16 protein-coding genes are annotated in these 18,733 nt (G+C 39.9%); 4 read left to right on the plus strand and 12 right to left on the minus strand.

Features of this window, described 5'->3' with window-relative positions:
• Positions 1–94: 94 nt before the first annotated feature.
• The 9 genes from AC1TO5_RS11520 to AC1TO5_RS11560 all read right to left on the minus strand — a co-directional run bounded on the left by AC1TO5_RS11520 (position 95) and on the right by AC1TO5_RS11560 (position 12,034).
• Positions 95–532 (minus strand): phage tail protein, encoded by a 438-nt coding sequence (locus AC1TO5_RS11520; RefSeq protein ID WP_482062941.1) that lies wholly within the window; start codon positions 530–532, stop codon positions 95–97.
• Between the two features lie 38 nt (positions 533–570).
• Complete coding sequence (locus AC1TO5_RS11525; protein WP_482062942.1) at positions 571–2,259, minus strand: phage tail sheath subtilisin-like domain-containing protein; 1,689 nt, start codon at positions 2,257–2,259, stop codon at positions 571–573.
• Between the two features lie 108 nt (positions 2,260–2,367).
• Positions 2,368–2,943: a Pvc16 family protein gene (locus tag AC1TO5_RS11530; RefSeq protein WP_482062943.1), complete on the minus strand. Its 576-nt coding sequence runs from the start codon at positions 2,941–2,943 to the stop codon at positions 2,368–2,370.
• Between the two features lie 5 nt (positions 2,944–2,948).
• Positions 2,949–5,177 (minus strand): AAA family ATPase, encoded by a 2,229-nt coding sequence (locus tag AC1TO5_RS11535; RefSeq protein ID WP_482062944.1) that lies wholly within the window; start codon positions 5,175–5,177, stop codon positions 2,949–2,951.
• A 139-nt stretch (positions 5,178–5,316) separates the two neighbouring features.
• On the minus strand, positions 5,317–6,678 hold the full coding sequence (locus tag AC1TO5_RS11540; protein WP_482062945.1) for a PP2C family protein-serine/threonine phosphatase: 1,362 nt from the start codon (positions 6,676–6,678) through the stop codon (positions 5,317–5,319).
• A gap of 14 nt (positions 6,679–6,692) precedes the next feature.
• A complete protein-coding gene (locus tag AC1TO5_RS11545) occupies positions 6,693–7,037 on the minus strand; it encodes an STAS domain-containing protein (RefSeq protein ID WP_482062946.1) in 345 nt (114 codons plus the stop codon).
• A 47-nt stretch (positions 7,038–7,084) separates the two neighbouring features.
• A complete protein-coding gene (locus tag AC1TO5_RS11550) occupies positions 7,085–7,516 on the minus strand; it encodes an ATP-binding protein (protein WP_482062947.1) in 432 nt (143 codons plus the stop codon).
• Between the two features lie 191 nt (positions 7,517–7,707).
• Positions 7,708–10,674, minus strand: a complete 2,967-nt coding sequence (locus AC1TO5_RS11555) for an MFS transporter (protein WP_482062948.1) — start codon at positions 10,672–10,674, stop codon at positions 7,708–7,710.
• A gap of 28 nt (positions 10,675–10,702) precedes the next feature.
• On the minus strand, positions 10,703–12,034 hold the full coding sequence (locus tag AC1TO5_RS11560) for a hypothetical protein (protein WP_482062949.1): 1,332 nt from the start codon (positions 12,032–12,034) through the stop codon (positions 10,703–10,705).
• A gap of 212 nt (positions 12,035–12,246) precedes the next feature.
• Here AC1TO5_RS11560 and AC1TO5_RS11565 point away from each other — a divergent pair, with 212 nt between their 5' ends.
• Together AC1TO5_RS11565 and AC1TO5_RS11570 are read left to right on the plus strand one after the other, a co-directional pair.
• Entirely contained in the window at positions 12,247–14,334 is a 2,088-nt protein-coding gene (locus tag AC1TO5_RS11565) for a hypothetical protein (RefSeq protein ID WP_482062950.1), read from the plus strand.
• 25 nt (positions 14,335–14,359) lie between these two features.
• A complete protein-coding gene (locus AC1TO5_RS11570; protein WP_482062951.1) occupies positions 14,360–15,322 on the plus strand; it encodes a YbjN domain-containing protein in 963 nt (320 codons plus the stop codon).
• Between the two features lie 116 nt (positions 15,323–15,438).
• Here the strand turns inward: AC1TO5_RS11570 and AC1TO5_RS11575 are convergent, their stop codons facing one another.
• A complete protein-coding gene (locus AC1TO5_RS11575; protein WP_482062952.1) occupies positions 15,439–16,269 on the minus strand; it encodes a DegV family protein in 831 nt (276 codons plus the stop codon).
• 140 nt (positions 16,270–16,409) lie between these two features.
• Entirely contained in the window at positions 16,410–16,748 is a 339-nt protein-coding gene (locus AC1TO5_RS11580) for a hypothetical protein (RefSeq protein ID WP_482062953.1), read from the minus strand.
• A gap of 215 nt (positions 16,749–16,963) precedes the next feature.
• Here AC1TO5_RS11580 and AC1TO5_RS11585 point away from each other — a divergent pair, with 215 nt between their 5' ends.
• Positions 16,964–17,329 carry a PH domain-containing protein gene (locus tag AC1TO5_RS11585; RefSeq protein ID WP_482062954.1) on the plus strand — a complete coding sequence of 122 codons (366 nt, stop codon included), beginning with the start codon at positions 16,964–16,966 and terminating at the stop codon, positions 17,327–17,329.
• A gap of 104 nt (positions 17,330–17,433) precedes the next feature.
• Here the strand turns inward: AC1TO5_RS11585 and AC1TO5_RS11590 are convergent, their stop codons facing one another.
• A complete protein-coding gene (locus AC1TO5_RS11590) occupies positions 17,434–18,063 on the minus strand; it encodes a nitroreductase family protein (RefSeq protein WP_482062955.1) in 630 nt (209 codons plus the stop codon).
• A 170-nt stretch (positions 18,064–18,233) separates the two neighbouring features.
• Between AC1TO5_RS11590 and AC1TO5_RS11595 the strand changes: the two genes are divergently transcribed.
• A complete protein-coding gene (locus AC1TO5_RS11595) occupies positions 18,234–18,581 on the plus strand; it encodes a winged helix-turn-helix transcriptional regulator (protein ID WP_482062956.1) in 348 nt (115 codons plus the stop codon).
• Positions 18,582–18,733 lie beyond the last annotated feature (152 nt).

Raw genomic sequence — 18,733 nt, forward strand, 5'->3', positions numbered from 1 at the left:
CCTACTCATCGTTATCAAAGTCCACTTTTTGAACTACCTCAAACAGACGAAGGAACAACATATTTGAAATGTTGTTCCTATCGCCTGGTCGCTATTAAAGCGTCCGCAGCATGCCTTCATGCGCAAGCTCTAGAAGCTCAATCGCAACTTCAGAAGCTGTTGCATTAAAATCAGGTGCTGTATACTTAGTCGGCCACGCTTCATTCACTTGCCATGTTGCAACATCTTCGCCTTCTTCGCTAATTGCAATAATCGTAATCGTTTTACGTTCTACCGTTCCTTCTACGATACAATCCTGAATCCATTCAAATAGATCCAACGAATCGGTAGCTCCCCATTTCAAGGAGATGTTTCCATACTTTGCGAGACCTGGTAATTTACGAGATGTTATCGTATCTGTACCTTCTCTGTATTCAATAACGTCCAATGATGCATCAAATCCTGAAACCTCACTAAAGCCCGCTTGTTCTATACCTTCAACCTCAACACGGAATCGAAACTTGCGGAATGGATCATTTCTTTCGCCTGCCATATGTTAATCTCCCTTTCTGTAATTAATAGTTTTGTTCATTATTGTTCGTTCGTTTTCTGTGTAATGCGGAATACGACGAATTCAGCTGGTTTCACTGGTGCAATACCAATTACACAAATTAAGCGACCATTATCGATATCATCTTGCGACATTGTGTTGGCGCTAATATCAATGTAGAATGCTTCACTTGGCGATGAACCTTGTAATGCTCCGCCACGCCATACACGTGTTAGGAATGCATCGATTGTACGGTGTACTCTTGCCCATAGACGTTCATCATTCGGCTCAAATACAACCCAGTTTGTCCCCTGCTTAATCGACTCTTCTACAAAAATGAATAAACGACGGATATTAATATATTTCCATAAACTATTAGAGCTTGTCGTTCTAGCACCCCAGATACGAATACCTTGACCAGAGAAACTACGGATAAGGTTAACGCCTTGCGGATTTAAAATATCTTGCTCACCACGGTTATATTGCACATCTAATCCAGAAACACCGCGAATAACTTCATTAGCAGGCGCTTTCTCTACCCCACGAGTGCTATCACTTCTAGCATATACACCAGCTACCGAGCCAGATGGAGGAACCATAATATTACGTTTTTCTAATGGATCAAATACTTGTACCCATGGATTGTATAAAGCTGCATAGCTTGAATCAAACAGCTCACGATGTTCAAGTACATCTTGTACCGATGTTTTATCGCGCGGAATATCTAGAATCGCAAAGCGACTACCTAAATTTTCACAATGTGCAACTAGTGCTAATTGTACAGCAGCATCTGTTACACCAGGTACTGAGATAATACTAATACGGTCATTATCTACAAAGGATTGAATACCTGTACGCTTACCAGGACCTTCATCCACACCAATATATGTAGCAGGTGAAACATTATCTTGTGTACCATCCACTCCACCAGTAAGCTGCAGCGTTACTTTATTGCCACTTGCAAATAGTGCCGTAACACTACTAGCCTCTACTCCAGTAATTTCTACTAGAGCTGATTTTACAAGTACTTTATCAACGTAATTCGCTGCATTCGCATTGAAAGATACATGCTCATACTTTTCAACTACATTTCCATAGCCTAGTTGAATCGTAAATTCAACTGTCGATAATAGTTTTGTAGGAATTGATCCTTCTACCGTTACTACATCACCACTAAGCGCGTTTGATAGACCAATTACTCCATCACGGACAGATTCGATAACCACCTGCTGGGATCCAGCTTCACCAGCAAAGTTCACTTCATCTCCAACATTAAAGCCAGCGCTATTTTTCACAGCATATAGCTTTTCACCAACTTCAGCTGTAATATAGCTTTTCGCTTTGCTAGAAGGAGTAATAAGAATATTAATGCCATTACCCCATGTTCCTGCATTTTTAGCCGCTACATTAAGCTGTTCATTACTACCCTTTGCTGCTTTTGCATCCTCAGGTGCTACGCGAACAATATACGCTTGCGAGCCTCCATTAGTGAAAAATTGATCAACTGCGTAAGACAAATAACGATATTGACCAAACTGGTTATCAGACAGATAACTACCAAAATTACGTTTAAAATCATTTAAACTCGTTACTAATGTCGGTAGCCCCTTAACTGGCCCCATCTCCGCAATTCCTATAAAACCAGCAATACTCGTGCTTACACCAGATAATGGTTGACCCGCACTATCAAATTCTTCTACATAGACTCCAGGTGAAAAATATTCAGCCATTGTTTTTCCCGATCCTTTATCTTCCAAAAAAATCTATTAGATAAAGATCGGTTCCTCCTTTCGGATTTTAGATATAGTATAGCGATTATATGTTGTACATAGTTCGCTTTACGATTGAGATTCATGATGCAGTACTTTAAGATGTCGCTCTTTAACTCTCGATACAGATTTCGTACGAGTTGAATCGAGAAAGACTGGACCTAGTTGATAAGCTGCGCTTAGCTTGTAAGGCTGATTCGGAAATAAACTAATCATCGTTTCTAGCGGTATATCCGCCTTCACAATACGATAAGTTCCATCGGTACCTGTTAATGCCCCTTCCAAATCTTCTCCTTTAAGTACAGCATGATCATGCAGTAGCTGTATTGTGCGACCGATAATTCGCTGTTCATCAATTGCTCTAGTAAGTACATCAGATGATGAATGTGCAGTAATTAAGTAGCTTAAATTCAAAGGTATTGGCGGGTAACGCATTCGATCGCCCTGATCAATAAGATCATTGCTACGAACTTCCGTATTCTCACGAACATCATACAAATATACCGTCAAATTCATATCGCCCTTATCCATTGGACTAGCAAGACCTACTCCATCTGGATGCGAGATCAACTCTGGTACAAGTGCTTCACGCAGCACCTTTACAAGAGATAGACCAATATCTGTTATGACAGAGTAATCCGCCACTTACATCACCCCTTCCAATAATGTGCATATGTTCCTAATCGATCCTTCATTAACAATTTACCTGTTTTCTTATATTCTTGAATCGCTGCCTCGATGAAATGCTGCATACTCAGCTTTGTGCCATCTTGTGCAACGAGATATGCTGCTGTTAGTACAATGTTTTTGATAGGCCCACCTGATAATTCAAATGTTTTGGCAAGAAACGGTATATCCAATGGCTCCATCGGCATATGCGAAGGAATAATAGAACGCCATAATTGCTCACGTTGCACTGCATCTGGAAAGGGAAACTTAATAATGTATTGAATTCTACGCATAAAGGCATCGTCAAGATTTTGTGAAAAGTTAGTAGCGAGAATAGTTAGCCCATCATATTCTTCCATCTTCTGTAGCAAATACGAGGTTTCCATATTGGCGTACTTATCATGAGCATCCTTCACTTCTGAACGTTTACCGAATAAAGCATCTGCTTCATCGAAAAATAGTATCGCTCCACTTAACCTTGCACGATCAAATATTTCAGCTAAATTTTTCTCTGTCTCGCCGATGTATTTGCTGACGATCCTTGTAAGATCTACGCGATACAATTCAGCCTGCATAGCTTTCGCCATGACAAGCGCCGCCATCGTCTTCCCTGTTCCTGGAAAACCGGTGAACAACATACTTACACCTCTACCATATGGCAGTATCCGCTCAAAACCCCATTCTTGCATAACAATGTGTCGGTTCGCTACACGATGACAGGCTTGCTGTAGCAGCTGCAATGTTTCTTGCGGTAAAATAAGATCTTGCCAGTCCCATTGTGACTTCATTTGTACTGATTTTTGTTGTAGACCATGATGAATAAGACCATTAGCAGCTTGATGTAGCCAATAACTATCATCTCTCTCCTGCTGCAAACTACTTATATCTAGCGCTGACCAGCGCTTCAGTGCTATAGCTTGTTGCACAGTTGACGCAATTTGTCCTGCTGTAAATTGAAACTTCGTTGCTAGTTGTAAGGTGACTGTTGAATGTACTGTTAATTTTGAAGCGGTATAGGCTTTCCAAAGATCGGAGCCTTCTTCAAGTGTTGGAAGTGGGAATGTAATGATTACACGATCGATTTGGTCATATGTTGAATGAAGGGGCAAATGATTATTACTATGGAGTATGACAATATCATTCCAGCTCTGAAGCTGCTCCTGTAATTTTTGCAACCGAAAATCTCTTTCCATTTCTTCATTCTTTGCTATAAGCTGCTCAGCATGCTCAAAGATTGGAATCGCATTAAGAATTTTTGCTTCATGAAGAAAAAGTTCAATTGTCTGACCAAGAAGATGTATATCGTTAGAAAGGGATGTAATATCTAGTTCGAGTGTAGGTCTGGCCATTTTTTGTGCCAAATGCTTACTATGTATTGTTTTTCCGCTACCAGTTGTTCCAATCATTAATATCATTAAAGGTTGATCGCGATAATCGTTCACATAGTTAACCATTTGTTGCTGCAAGTGTTTATGAATCTCAATTGGGAGAAGTGATTCATATTGCTGCTCAGTATATCGTACCGAGCTTAACAGCCCATTATATTGCCAGTTCAATTGTAATATATAGTGTATCATACGTGACTCAAGTACAAGCGGCTCAACGAGTAACGATGAATCTTTATTCGTCATAGCTTGAGTCGATATAGTCGTGAACAAACGTCTTAGATTACTTGATGTATCCGTCATGCGTCGATACACTTGTACTTGTTCCTCACCACTACGACAGCATAAGCGAAGTAGCAGATCCAGCGTTACATATTGACAAGTGAGATCATCTTGAACATAACCGTATAGCTTTAAGTATTTACGATACATATGCGGCGCTAGTGATACAGTAATTAATCTTATGTCTAGCTCATCTAATGTTAACTGTTGCTGTAAGTCCATAATAGGAATTGATATCGATAATTCTCGATTGCGTTGTAATCGCGCAGCAATCATCTGCTCTAATCGAAAGATGAGTTGCAGCTGCTCAGCATCAAGCGAAATATAGGTTGATTCCGTAGTCAGTAGCTGCTTTGCTTCCGCTTCTGTCAAATACATCCCTTTAAATGGATTACGCTGTGCTGTTTGATGCTCCGCTTTATGTAGCATCGTATTCATTTCTGCTTCAAGCAATAAATCTAAGACGACGAACTGATCATGCAAATAGTCACTCGCTGTCGCGTAAGGCTCAATTAAAATCGGGACTTTTACAGCTTCGCTCATCACATTCCACCCTTTTCCAGTATAGTGTTACTGATTAAGGTCATTAATATTTCACTGCATCTAATTATATTTTTGCATGTACTCTAACATTGTGCAATATCTTTTATTGATTTGTGTAATCTAGGTCACATTATTGTTTTTACTCCAGTGAAATATGATAGTCGATACACATAACTGCAATATCATCGCATTGCGGATAACTCGCTGCAAAGCGCTGTACATCATTGACAATAAGCTTCACTTGATCTTCTGTTGAACAATGCTGCTGATGAGTTAAATAATGTTGTAATCGTTCCATACCATACCATTTCCCTTGCTCATTTTCCGCTTCTGTAATGCCATCTGTATACATTATAATTCGATCATTAGGTAACAGCTGTAAGCTTTGAGCAGCATAGGGAGCTTCTACTAGTACCCCGATCGGTAATCCTTTTTGACTACTAAGAGCAGTAACTGCGCCATTACGCAATAGTAGCGATGGACAATGCCCCGCATCACAGTATATAAATTGACCTGTCACAGTATTCATAATAGCTAGAAAAATAGTCGCAAACATTGTTGAATACTCTGTACTTAGTTCTTCATTAATTGCTGTAATAATTTGCTCAGGTGATGAGAATTCCGTTGACTTGGCTTTAATCCAGATCATAACGGCTGACATAAAAAGTGCCGCTGGCATCCCCTTGTCTGATACATCACCTAAGCATAGAAGCATATGCTCCTCATCAAGCGGAAAGAAATGATAGAAATCTCCACCGACTTCTCTTGCAGGCATCAATGTAGCGTGTAGCTTACAATGATGCAGTTTGTATTGATCACCTGGGAGAAAACTTTCTTGAATTTCTCTCGCAATGCGCATCTCGCTTTCCATCTTTTCTTTTGCAGCCGTCGTCTGCTGTAGGCTATTCATAGAATGTTCAAGTGCCTCGTACAATAACATATTCTCAATAGCCATCGCTACAGGTGCGCTCATACTTTCCAATAATGCCAGATCGAGCTTATTGAACGGACGTCTACCCTTTTTGTTAATGACCTGCAATACACCTAGCAATGCACCATTACTCTGAACGGGCACACATATCATATTACGTGTTGCAATAGCTGATCGCTTAGCTACTCTACTCGACCATCGTTCATCGTTAGCTGTATTAGGGATAAGTAACGATTGACCATGCATAGCTACCCAGCCTGCGATCCCTTCACCTGGCTGCAACCGAATTTCTTTCACTTGCTGATGATTTTCACCTGTAGCTACTTCGAAGTACAGCTCGCCACTATCTGGATCAAGCAATATAATCGAAGAGCCCTCGGCACGTAATGCCCCCGCTGTTGTCGTCATAATAACTTCTAGCAATTGCTTACGCTTAATCGTTGAGCTTAACTGCAGACTCACGTCTAGCAAAATTGCATCTCTACGATGTTGTTGTTGCATTTTCCGAGCATAATACATACTTCCAACACATCCAGCAGAGACAATACCCGCACCCAATTCTAGCAGCATGCTAACAGCCTCCCCTATACATTAGCTTGCAAATATGCCCATGCTTCCTCTTCGGAATTACAAATCGTAAAGATAGAGGAGAAACCTGATAAATCAAATATATCTCTAACATTACTTTGCATCATACATAACACGACTGATCCTTGAATCGCTTTCGTTCTTTTAATTGCTAATAGCATCACTCGTAACCCGGCACTACTAATATAATCTAATTTTTCTATTTGAAATAAAAAATGCTTATTCCCTTGATCAAGTAACTGTATTAACTGTTGTTCTAGCTGTTGCATCGTAACGCCATCTAATCTTCCTTCTAATGAAATAACTGTTATTACATCCTTTTGCTCGACATGAATATTCATCCATCATCATCCTCATCTCTAAATTAATCGTTTGATCATCGTTATCTCTATACTAATCGTTTGATCATCGTCAACTCATTGCGTTTATCCTTATATTCATATAGACATTGATCCATTTTCTCTCTAATGAAATATATGCCAAGTCCGCCAGGCCTACGATCTACTACATCTTCTACTAAATTAGGCTGATGATGATGCAATGGATTAAAGGAAGGTGCTCCATCGCTAAATACAATTCGTAATTGTTGACCAGCAATATGCTTAAGTTCTAATCGTATTTCTTCATGTTGAAGTGCTGCTTCACTGTAGTCTTTATAGCCATGATTAACGATATTAACAAACCATTCCTCACAACAAAGCAGCACCGTAAAGCTTAGCTTACTATCAAGTAATTCTGTTATACAGAATTGCTCGATCAGATGACATAACTCTTCCCAATTCGCAACATACGGCGTCATCCTCAGCTGAAGCTGTGACATGGAAAACCTCCTCCATCTTTTTGACTTGTTTGCTCTATGGATCAGCTTGCTAGACACATTAGAGCAACTTTTTGTCTTGTTCATCCCCATGCTCTAGCGGAGAGAACTAATCGCTCGTGGAGAAGCGATAGCGTTCATTTTTGAACTACGCTATGTCAGCCAATCATCGTTATCAAAGTCCACTTTTTGAACTACATCTTCAAGAGCATTTGCTCTAATGCATGTAGGCGGTGACTTATGGAGCGTAATAAGCCAACTCCGATCTCAGGGTATAAGCGAACTAATTTCACAACTTCATCTCCACTTATCTCTAATACATGTACTTGCCCGAACAGCACTTGTGCAGATATTCGAGACGGTGATAGATCAAATAATGACGCTTCGCCGATACTCATCTTCTCACCAATAATAGCTAATGTTCCTTCTACGCCTTCCTCATTCATCCCACTAATTTCTACATGTCCCTCTAGCACTATAAACAATTTGGTGCTTTGCTCACCCTGCTGAAGCAAGTAATCATCTTCTTCGTATTTACGCTCATGTGCAATACTCGCTATTCTTCCTAGCTCATCTAATGAAATGTCTTGGAATAACGGGGCTTGCTTCAAAAACATAATTTTATCAAGTGCACCAAGATACTCCCAATTATTCATAAGCAATAGTTCACCTTTCTCTGCTCCTGCCTTAATAGCAATAGCTTGAAGCCAAGGATCAGTTACTTCCTTCCTCTCTTCTTGCTCCACCTCACGGCCTCGATAATAGTTCAGCAATTGTGAACTTAATTTGTTATGACCAAAGCCCTCAGACAATATTTCAATGCCATGATCTCTAATCTCTTCCAGGTCACTTTCAACAGCTTCGCGCAGTAACGTTACCGCTCGTTCATCACTATAGCGAATCATTACCTTCCAAATGGTATCAAGTTGCTGCTTCACAATATCAGTTGTCCGTTCCCTAGCAAGCTTAATCCATTGTTCCTGATTCGTCGCTGCAATCTGCTCATACATACGATGACTAGCAGAAAGTTCCAGCAGCTTGCTCATACAAGTAGGAATAACAATTGATTCAACGTCATGCTCTTTACCAATCATAGAAAGCACAGATACCGCTTTGCTCCATTGCTCTTGGTTAGGTGAAGCTACAAAACGTAGCAATTCCTCATTAGCAGATTCTCCAAGTGAAAGTAATGCCTCTTCAATTGCTTTATTCAATTCAATATCTGCACCAACAAGTAATTCCATCAAACTAGTAACCATATCTTCATCTGCTATTTGCCCGATAACTCGAACAGCAGTAAGCTTCACCGCTTGCGACTCCGAAAGCATACACATCATGACATCCATAATCATACTATCCAAATGTCGCTCTCCAATAAGCTGACAAGCAAGCTCCGCTGCTTCATTGCCCTTTTGCAGCTGCTGTTGTAGCTCTAGCTGAAGCTCATTAACATCACTAATAACTTTCCAAGCCTCATAATTCACTAGTAGAGAAACGTCACGACGTGCATGTTCAATATGTTCATTACGCATTTGTCCTGAAATAACTTGCGGTGACAGAAACAACTGACGGTAACCAATAGCGCGAACCTCGGCATCTTCATCCTGTAGTAATAACTTATACTGTGCCAGCTTTACCTGCTGCCAGCTTTGTGGATGAATGGCCGATAATGCCAAAGCTTTCAGCTTGCCGCGCCCATGTTCTGCATATTGCCAGAGTACTTGATAGAGCGCTGGATCAGGCTGACGAATAAGCAACTCCAATGTAAATTGCTGTAGCAGTACATCTCCTTGCTGAAGTTGCTTCACGATTGCTTTTCGCACACGTTCATGTCGCATCGATTCTAGTAATTCAGCAATATAATCTTTCGTAGATTGCTGCAAATTAGCAATTAACTCCTTAATATAAAGCGACTTGGCTGCCCATGCGATCACAACTAATATAGCGGCAAGCACAAGACCAATAATGGCTTGTAGCGTCAAACTCGCTTGCCATTGTGAATGCAATAATGATATGCCGGATCCAAGCAATATACCTGCCGAGGAAGCAATTCCTTGCGCCGTATAACGGTATCCATCCCGATGTTGCAAGGGCACCATTTTGAAGAAAAATTGATAGCTTGGCTCAGCAAAATAATAGAGTAGCAAATAGGTAAAGCTATATCCGATCGCGACCATAACAAGCGCCATCGATTGATCAATAAATAACGAAGTAAGTCCAAAACATGCTACAAAGATCAGAGAGATTAATAGAATAGTATTCGTCGCACCAAGTTTGTCCATTAACTTGGTCGATATGAGCTGTAAAATAAATGCAGCTATAAAGAGTAGCACAACCATCATTCCATAAAATGATGTTAGCTCACTTTCGTTCGGAAATGCTTGTTGAGCCTTTGTGAAGTATTGATACTCCATCACGAAATATAAGGCTGGCATGACCGTCATAATTCCGACTACTAATAGGAGGAAGGGAGATCGGAAGAGACGTGACCAATAATACGAGCTTCGCTCACCTTGTGGAGCTTGCTCTTCTTGGAACGTTAATGGTACTAAATATTTGCGAATCGCATGAATAAAGCTCGGAAATGCTGCCAGTAATAAGACGGCAGCTATAAGGTACAATAATTCTGAACCAAGTAAAGTAGCTAGCGTCGTTGAGGTTAGACCTGCAATAATACCACCTATAATAGCTAACAAGACGAATACTGGCATTAATCGCTTCGCTTGTTGTGTTGGGCTTAAGTCAAACGCAGTGGCCCACATAAGCAGCGTTTGCTGGCGTATAACAAAATTCGACGTAATAAACATAATAAAATAAAACGGTATCCATTCTACCTCAAACAAACGAAATGAAAGCAAAATAATACCATTGATAATACCTATAGCTACAAAAAGTAAATACAGTCTACTCATAAAGCGCGGCTTCGCAATCCGTTGTGAGAAAAACGATAGTAGCCATCCTTCTATAGGAAGTAGACAGGCTTCAACAACATACATAATAGGTAACATCATGATGCCAACCCGCGTATTGAAAATCGCCATGAATGAAGTATAATTCATCATCTCAGAAATGCCGGCAAGTAAAAATACGACACCCATTAGCATTAATTTTCGATTATCTTCGGGTTTTAATTGAAAATATCTTTGCATAGCTGTTATCACTAGACATATCCACCTTGTCATCTGTAAATTAAATTGAATGTATTCGGGCAGCGATGTGATCTTTAGTAGTGGCCTTCTTACCCTGTAATAGTCCAAGCTTCTGCAAAATGATAATGTATTTCTCATCCTTACGTGTAGTACCTAAACGATACAGTATTTCAATTATAGTAATTTTCAAAAGCATATATAACTGATTAACGGAAGTATAACCTTGCGCCTTCAGCTTTTGCATTCTTTGCGCTTCTTGTTGCTTAGGTAGTAGCTTATGATCAATTTCCAAAAAGCGATCGATAAGCTCGGCTCTATTGCCAATAGTTATCGGTTGCTTTCCATTATCAAATGGAATGCCAAACAACAATTGAAACATTTTATCAGCATTTTGCAGTATTTGCTCCATTGATTGCGGCTGATTATTCACTTTAGCTTCCTCTTCCGCTTCATCCTCGAAACCAAGAACGCCAAGCGCAGCGAGCCATGAACCAGCCCCATCCTCTTCTTGCTCTTGCTCTTGTCCACCCAAACCCGATTCATGGTGCATATGGTTAGTAGTTTGCTCTTGCTGAACCGTTTCAAGCTGTCTTTCAACTTGTCGATCATTCAAGTTCATAATACCATGAAGCGCATCGTTAATGCGTTTCCAATCTACCCATTGCTTCAAATGCTCTTCAATCATAATATTATTACTTAATTGATAAAGTGTTAATTGTCCTGCACCATTCAATTTATGCAATAATAACTGCTTCTTCGGGATCGATAGGCCATCCAATTTGTGTAATAGATATGCCTGTCCTTGCTTGTTACCTTTATAATTGAGCCATAGCCATGCCTCACGATATGGAACTAATAAGCCGGAGCTATTCATCGTATATTGCGGCTCACTTGCCCCCAATGCGGCGACATCAGCCTCTTTTCGAGATTCCTCGGGCTGCAATGTAATTTGCTTCGTCGTTCTAATCATCGTTTGCCACTGCTGCCAATCTGGCGATGTATGCAGCGCCGCTGTAAAATCACTATTTTCTCCATACCACTGAATAAGCAATGATTGTCGTTGTCCAACAGACAACGCTTCGAATTGACTCCACATCAGGCCTTCTCCAGCTTGCTCAGCTTGAAGTGCTAGCACAAGTACTAACTGCTTAAGCTGTACATTCAATCCCTCTGTCGCTGTCGTCATCGGTGCTGTATGAGTAATGTGCTGTAGCAATTGGCTTGATGCAATATTGCCGATACTTTGCTGTAGCTTCCATACGGGAGGTAGCTCCCTCTGACTAGGCGTGGTAACAGAATTAGGTTGTTCGCGTTCCTTGCTGTTCATCTGCTGCTTAGAAGCACGGGCTAACCGCTGTCGTCCAGATACCATAATGTCCTCCTACGATACCTTTTTAAAATATTTTCTTACATTATATCAATATTTCTACCTTATTGTATCTATTCCTGCTAAAATACTTTGTAGTACTACCATTCGCGTATGCTACATCCATAGCCATCCTCCCTACCTCCCTTTTATTACTTGTGGCTATGAATCATATCTGATCTACCTTCTCTACTACATTCCCTATAGGAGGCCTTGGAATGTCACCAAAATCTATGGTATCTGCAAGTAAAGATATCGAAAAAGCTAATTCTAGCAAAACAATCCAACCTACCAGTCAGTCAAACCCATCTAGCCTTACAACTATGCAAAATACGGTCGGTAATCATGAGCTTGCTCGACTTGCTGAAGAAGAACAATATGGTTTAAACGACTCTGATTTTTTCGTGATTTATGATACTAATTTATATAAACCACTGAAAGCTAAAGTTTTAGATAAATTTGGTGTGGGCAGAAGTGCTATCTTTCGTTCGAAAAAATTAAATGCTTTTCGCCAAACCATGAAGGATGCAGCACGCGCACAGGCTAGTGATGACATCGCTACCCATCTTGATTCTGAACAATCACCTGTAGGCGATAGTAAAATTTCTAAGGAACTTAATAGTTCGCTCGCTAATACGGTAGCTCGTTCTGCAGCAAAAGTCTCCGTCAACAGTATTATGGCGAAGGAAAGCGATCGGATTCTCGATAAGCTAGTACCGCAGGACAGTGCAATCAATCAATTGAAGCAAGCGTCCTTGGCAAGTATCTCTTCTGGTAAAAATGCTAAGCTTAAAGATAAAGATAAGACAAAGAAAGCAGCAAGCAGTGCCAAAGATAAAGCAAAGGAACTGCTAAAACGATTCGAAGAGCCAGCGATCAATGAAGCTCGCATCATTATTAAAGGTGATCAAAGCTCAGGTGCCGCGCAGCCGAATCAAGCAAAAATTGCTGATATGTCTAAGGAAGTACAAGGTCAAGTTACCATGGATAAAATCGGTGAAAACGCGGTTAAAAAAGTTGTTGAGGCAGATTCTGTCAACAGTGGTCTTACCAAAATCGCACCTCTTATTAGTCTTGCTGTTCCGTATGAAGGGGATTCTGCTGCGCTCGATTTCGAGTTAAAAATCCCTGTTAGCTCTGGTGTATTCGTCTCGATCGGCCTTGGCGCAGAAGCAGAAAATGACGATGGTCATCTAACCATTGGTGCTAATGTCGCTATCGGTGCAGGAGTATCGGCTGGAATTGTTGAAGCTGCCGTGAAGCTAGGTATGTTCATTGAAGCGAATGGATCCAGTGTTCAATCTGCTTTGAACCTCATCTCATATGGTATGTACCGTAATATGAATGCTGGCTTCCCTTCACTTGCCCAAGTACTGTGGGGCAAAGGCGGATTAAGTGGCAAAAGCAAATTGGAAGAAGCCGAACTATGGGCTGCTTCAATTGAAGCCCGGGAAATGGAAGACGATGAAAACTATGTGAATGTTGGACAAAGCGTATCTGCAGAGGTCGGCGTTGAAACTGGAGTATTCACAGGTGAATTTGCATTAGAGGCGCAACGCTATACGAACTATAGCAAGGATAGCTTTGCGAACATCCCTGATTTGTTATTCGGAGAAAACTCTGAAACGACGCTGGATGCTTTAACGAAAAAGTCTACGCGGATGAATCAACTGAAAACTCATAAAAAAATATCAGCATCTGCTGCTGTAGAGTTAGATTTACCAGGTGTAAAGCTTGGCTTCGGTGCTGAAGGTTCACTCACTTTCTTTGATGGCGCTATTGAGCAATTGGAAGCAAGCTTGTCGATAGATCTTCCTGGTGAAATAGCTGGCTTCTCGGCTTGGGAAACGATCGTCGAAGAATTGATACCACAAGCAATTAGTGCGACAGCAAAGCTTCAACAGCTTATTGATGCTAAGAATAACAAAAAAACAGCAGCAACCAGCGAGGAGAATGCTCAAACTGAACATATGGAAGCATTGCAGGAACAGCTTGAGGATAAGACGGATGAATTAACAACAATGCTTAGTGAAGCGACCGAAACCGTCGATCCAGAAACAGGAGAAGTGGAAAGCCTTGTCGAAAAAGATTCAGGTTTAACACTTAATTTAGGCTTTGAATTAGATTTTGATGATGGTAAAGCCGGGGATTGGAAAATCGAATTCGACATCACGAAAAGTAGTAGCGTCTCCATCGAAGCGGGGATTTTCTCCTTAGAGATCGAGAAATCAAGAAAACTAATGAGTCTCTCTCGCGGTAGAAAAGAAGGAGAAGTCGCGAATGAGGTTAACTTCTACCAAAGCTAAACCTATTGAAAGGAGATATTTTTCTATGAAACTAGTCTCATCCGTATCTACGTCTACACCTGCTACCTTTCAAGCTTGGCATGGTGGCAGTTTACCAGCGCTAATTACTTCAGTTGTTCACCAGCAACAGGACGAACAACATTATATTACGATGACCATCATTGTGGAGCCAGAGCAAATGGCAAATATTTTTCAAGAGCAATGGTTTCACGTAACATCTCATGCGATGTTAAATGATGTAAGCTTTGGCGCGGAGGACAATATCGAACTCAAACTTATTGTAGCACCTTCCGTTGCGCAGCAAATTGTAAAGCAAGAAGCAGATGCCGAAGCCATTCTGCTATCTGTTATTCCTGATACATTTACCGCGCGTACAATACCAGCGCTGACACAAGCGGAATTATGGTATGTTGCTGAAGCAATGCAAACCATTTCGCTACCGCCTGAACTCGCTCATGAAGGTCAGTTGCGTCATGGCTTTCATACGATATGGAGACAAGAGCTGCTTCATACTCCTCCTACTACCAATATGACTGAACAGCAGGAGCAAGCTGATGCGGATATTATTGACAATCGTGACAGCAATAACAGTCTTGCAGCTCAATTAGAGAAATTTCTCGTCGCGCAGAGTATTAAATATGATTTTCACAATGAGCAGTTAATCCGTCTTAAACTGCATGGGAACAATGAAGTGAGCTGGACAGAGCTGATTCGCATTGAAGAGGATGCCGAGCTAATTGTACTGTACGCGATTTTCCCTAGGCTTATTGAGGAGCAGCATCGCGAGCAGCTGGCGCTGCAACTTATCAATGAGAACTATGATCTTATTAATGGTGCATTCGAAATGGATATTGCAGATGGAGAACTTCGTTTCCGCTCAGCATTGCTTTGTCCAAACGGAATAGACGATCATCATATGATGCAGTTATTGAATGAGCATATACAGATTATGGAGCAATATGTTCCAGAGCTAATCGCTATAATATAGCATCATTTTATACTGCTAGGCAGCAAAGGGGCTGTTCCAAGTCGTCATTGTTTCTTACATGACGACTTGGAACAGCCCCGCTTTATATCGAAATCATTTACTATCCAGCATGACGATTAATAGGCCAATATAATACCTTTATCGTTAGCATATAATGAGCTTACTCCACCTGTAGGCACGACGACGATATCTTTGAATTGGAATTGTTCAACTAGCTGCTGCTGTAGACGTAACGCAAGCGGTTCATTATTACAATGTGAAATAACAGCACGAAGCTCCGCTGTGTTTTTCCCACTATCTACGACCGTTTCAACCATTTTTTTGACGATTTTCGTTTGACCTTTACAGGTTGAATATTGAGTAATATTACCATCGCCATCTGAGCCTAGTAACGGCTTTATATTCAAGATGCTTATAATTTTGCCCTTTACCTTACTTAATCGACCATTTTTCATCAGATTATCAACATTATCGAGTACAAAATACGTTTTCATTTCATTGATGAACTGCTCAACTTGTGTAATAAGCTCCTCGCCTTGTACACCACTTTCGATAAGATCACGAATCTGAAATGCGATTAACATTTCTCCTGCCGCAGCACTTTTGGAATCAAATACATGAACGTTACGGTCACTTTTCTCTAGCATATCTGCTCCTAATACTGCACTCGAATAAGAACTAGATAATTTACTTGATAATGTCACGACGAACGTTTGCGGTGATTGCTCGTACAGCTCATGATAGAGCGAAGGTGATGGTGCTGCTGAACCAACCTTGCCCGTACAAGCCTTCATTTCTTCAATAAAGCTGGGAATATCTAAAGTTTCATCATCTATAATTTCTTTATCGCCAAGATACAGATTCAATGGTACTACTTTCATATTAAGCGTTTGCTTAATGTCATCAGTTAGATCGCAACAAGAGTCTACAACGATTTGATAAGTCATATGAAACCTCCATCTGTCCTTTATTGCCTTATACTAGCACGTTGATCGCTTGCTATACTATTGACAACTATCATATCTTTGCAAATAAAGGCGATGTTTTTCAACTAGATTAACGATATCGACACATTTGACAGTATGTTTTAGCTTGCTAATTTTTTGATCGCTGTGATCTCTTCTTCCTCAAGCGTATCATTGTTCATAAAAGGCAAAAGCTCTATAAGTAATTCCGGTACATTTGTAGGGCAAATAATCGACGATAATCTCCTAAGCCACTTTGCTTTCTCATGTCTAAATTCATCGGTACTATAAATACCCCTGTCAACTACTATCGCCATTTCCTTCAAATCATCCACTAATATATATACGTTTATCGTTGTTCTATCTGCTTCCAAAAACTCTATTTTTTTCATCGAATTAATCGCTTCATACGCAGCATCAAAGTTTATTTCAATTTTATTGGAGGCTATAAATGTAACCACTCCTAATAAACAACAGTCATATTGCAATCATAAATATGTTATTATCCATTACGACGCCCTACTATTTAAACATCAGGATCAATTGCCTCAGTAGTCGAATAAGATTAAGAGTAATAACAATCGCACAAATTAGATTTATCTGGTAAATTAAATCTACATAAGTAATCCTCAACAGCATTGTTAAATCCTAAATATCAACAAGGTGGTGCATTTGATTGGAAGCAAATCAATTATTAGCATGGACTTTTGTAGCAGAGTGTCCGATTCCAGATGATGTAAGAAATTTGTTAGTTAATGGTGAAATTGCTGTTGCTGCTTATAAGACGGTTAGAGATTCTGCCATATTTACAAACAAACGTCTTATCGTTAGAGATGCACAAGGCTTAACAGGCAAAAAAGTTGAAATTTATTCACTTCCTTATTCTTCAATAGTTATGTGGTCAACTGAAAATGCGGGAACATTCGATTTCAACGCAGAAGTAGAACTTTGGACGAAGGCTAGTAAAATTAAAGTGAATTTGAAAAAAGGAATTGACGTTAGAAAATTCGATAAACTTATTGCTAATGCTTTATTGATGTAATATTCGAAAAAAAAAGCTGACTCATAGGGGCAATTAAACTTGCCCAAAGTGAGTCAGCTTTTTATATAAATGTACAAGCTATGATTTATTCGTACATCAATAATTTAGATGAATTTCAAAATTTCATCCATTGGCAAACGAGATGATCCGTATGCTGGTCCAGCAGCTTTTCCGATCGCAATTAACACGATAGGAACTATGTTGCTAGGTAGCTCGAATCTTTCAGCGAACTTCACTTTGTCAAATCCGCCCATTGTAACAGTGTCGAAGCCCTTTTCCTTAGCAATCAACATGAATTGCATAGAGATTAGTCCTGCATCAAAGCTAGCAATATTTGTTCTTACTTCATCTGGTGCATTAGGATATAAACGATTTGTGCTGGCAATCATAGCATCTTTGCTCGCCTCTGGCATATGCCCTTCTGCTACATTTTGCGTATAAATTTGCTCGACCTTCTTATACATTTCAATATCGCCTAATACCGCGATCACTGCAGAAGCTGTTTCTACTTGTTCTTGGTTGTTAGCGATTGTCCGTAATTCTTTTTTCACAGCTGTATCTTGAATAACTAGAAATCTCCAAGGCTGAAGATTGCTTGATGATGGAGCTGACGTAGCTTCTTTAATCATTTCTGACAATTCGTCTTTTGAAATAGTAGCAGCAGAGTCATATACTCTTACCGATTTTCTATCATGCATTAATGAATATAAATCCGCTTGTGTTCCTGTAGTCATGTTATTTCCACCTTTATACTTACTATTAGTAAGTTGATAATAACAACTTACCATAAGTAAGTTAATCGGTCAATAAAAAAGTAATTCCTAAGCTTAATTTGGCGATTATAAATGTTCCATAGGCGGATATGTGTTAAACTTAATGAAAGTAATGTTCGGGGAGGTCTCAAATGAAACAGTCTGATTGTCAACATACATGTAGTGATTTTCATACTACTATCGAATTTCTTGGTAGAAGATGGATGGGAATGATTCTATATACCTTAATGTCAGGTCCCAAACGTTATAATGAAATTTTCACCAGCATTCCTGGGATTTCAGATCGACTATTAACAGAGAGACTTAATGAATTAATAAAAGCAGCATTGATAAATAAAAATTTAATTGATTCATCTTGTAAAAAGGTTGAATACGAGTTAACTACCAGTGGGCACGCCCTAAAAGATGTTATTGTATCCATTCATAAATGGATTGATGTTTGTGAACTGGAGCAAAAATTAAAGAAGACATCCTCATAAGCATTTATTTTTGGATCACTTTAATAGTATCTCTTTCTCAACTTCATCTATTCACAGATATTTTTTTCAATAAATAGGAAAAGGGGAATTGCCAACTTCAGCAATTCCCCTTTTCCTTATGTTTTCGATGCTACCTTATCCTTTCAAGCTCA

Source organism: Paenibacillus sp. Y930 (genome assembly GCF_056786375.1).

What these genes read in the sequence shown, in the direction of transcription:
- AC1TO5_RS11520 (WP_482062941.1), bottom strand. Translation starts at nt 532, where the DNA reads ATGGCAGGCGAAAGAAATGATCCATTCCGCAAGTTTCGATTCCGTGTT.
- AC1TO5_RS11525 (WP_482062942.1), bottom strand. Translation starts at nt 2,259, where the DNA reads ATGGCTGAATATTTTTCACCTGGAGTCTATGTAGAAGAATTTGATAGT.
- AC1TO5_RS11535 (WP_482062944.1), bottom strand. Translation starts at nt 5,177, where the DNA reads ATGAGCGAAGCTGTAAAAGTCCCGATTTTAATTGAGCCTTACGCGACA.
- AC1TO5_RS11540 (WP_482062945.1), bottom strand. Translation starts at nt 6,678, where the DNA reads ATGCTGCTAGAATTGGGTGCGGGTATTGTCTCTGCTGGATGTGTTGGA.
- AC1TO5_RS11545 (WP_482062946.1), bottom strand. Translation starts at nt 7,037, where the DNA reads ATGAATATTCATGTCGAGCAAAAGGATGTAATAACAGTTATTTCATTA.
- AC1TO5_RS11550 (WP_482062947.1), bottom strand. Translation starts at nt 7,516, where the DNA reads ATGTCACAGCTTCAGCTGAGGATGACGCCGTATGTTGCGAATTGGGAA.
- AC1TO5_RS11560 (WP_482062949.1), bottom strand. Translation starts at nt 12,034, where the DNA reads ATGGTATCTGGACGACAGCGGTTAGCCCGTGCTTCTAAGCAGCAGATG.
- AC1TO5_RS11565 (WP_482062950.1), top strand. Translation starts at nt 12,247, where the DNA reads ATGTCACCAAAATCTATGGTATCTGCAAGTAAAGATATCGAAAAAGCT.
- AC1TO5_RS11570 (WP_482062951.1), top strand. Translation starts at nt 14,360, where the DNA reads ATGAAACTAGTCTCATCCGTATCTACGTCTACACCTGCTACCTTTCAA.
- AC1TO5_RS11575 (WP_482062952.1), bottom strand. Translation starts at nt 16,269, where the DNA reads ATGACTTATCAAATCGTTGTAGACTCTTGTTGCGATCTAACTGATGAC.
- AC1TO5_RS11590 (WP_482062955.1), bottom strand. Translation starts at nt 18,063, where the DNA reads ATGACTACAGGAACACAAGCGGATTTATATTCATTAATGCATGATAGA.
- AC1TO5_RS11595 (WP_482062956.1), top strand. Translation starts at nt 18,234, where the DNA reads ATGAAACAGTCTGATTGTCAACATACATGTAGTGATTTTCATACTACT.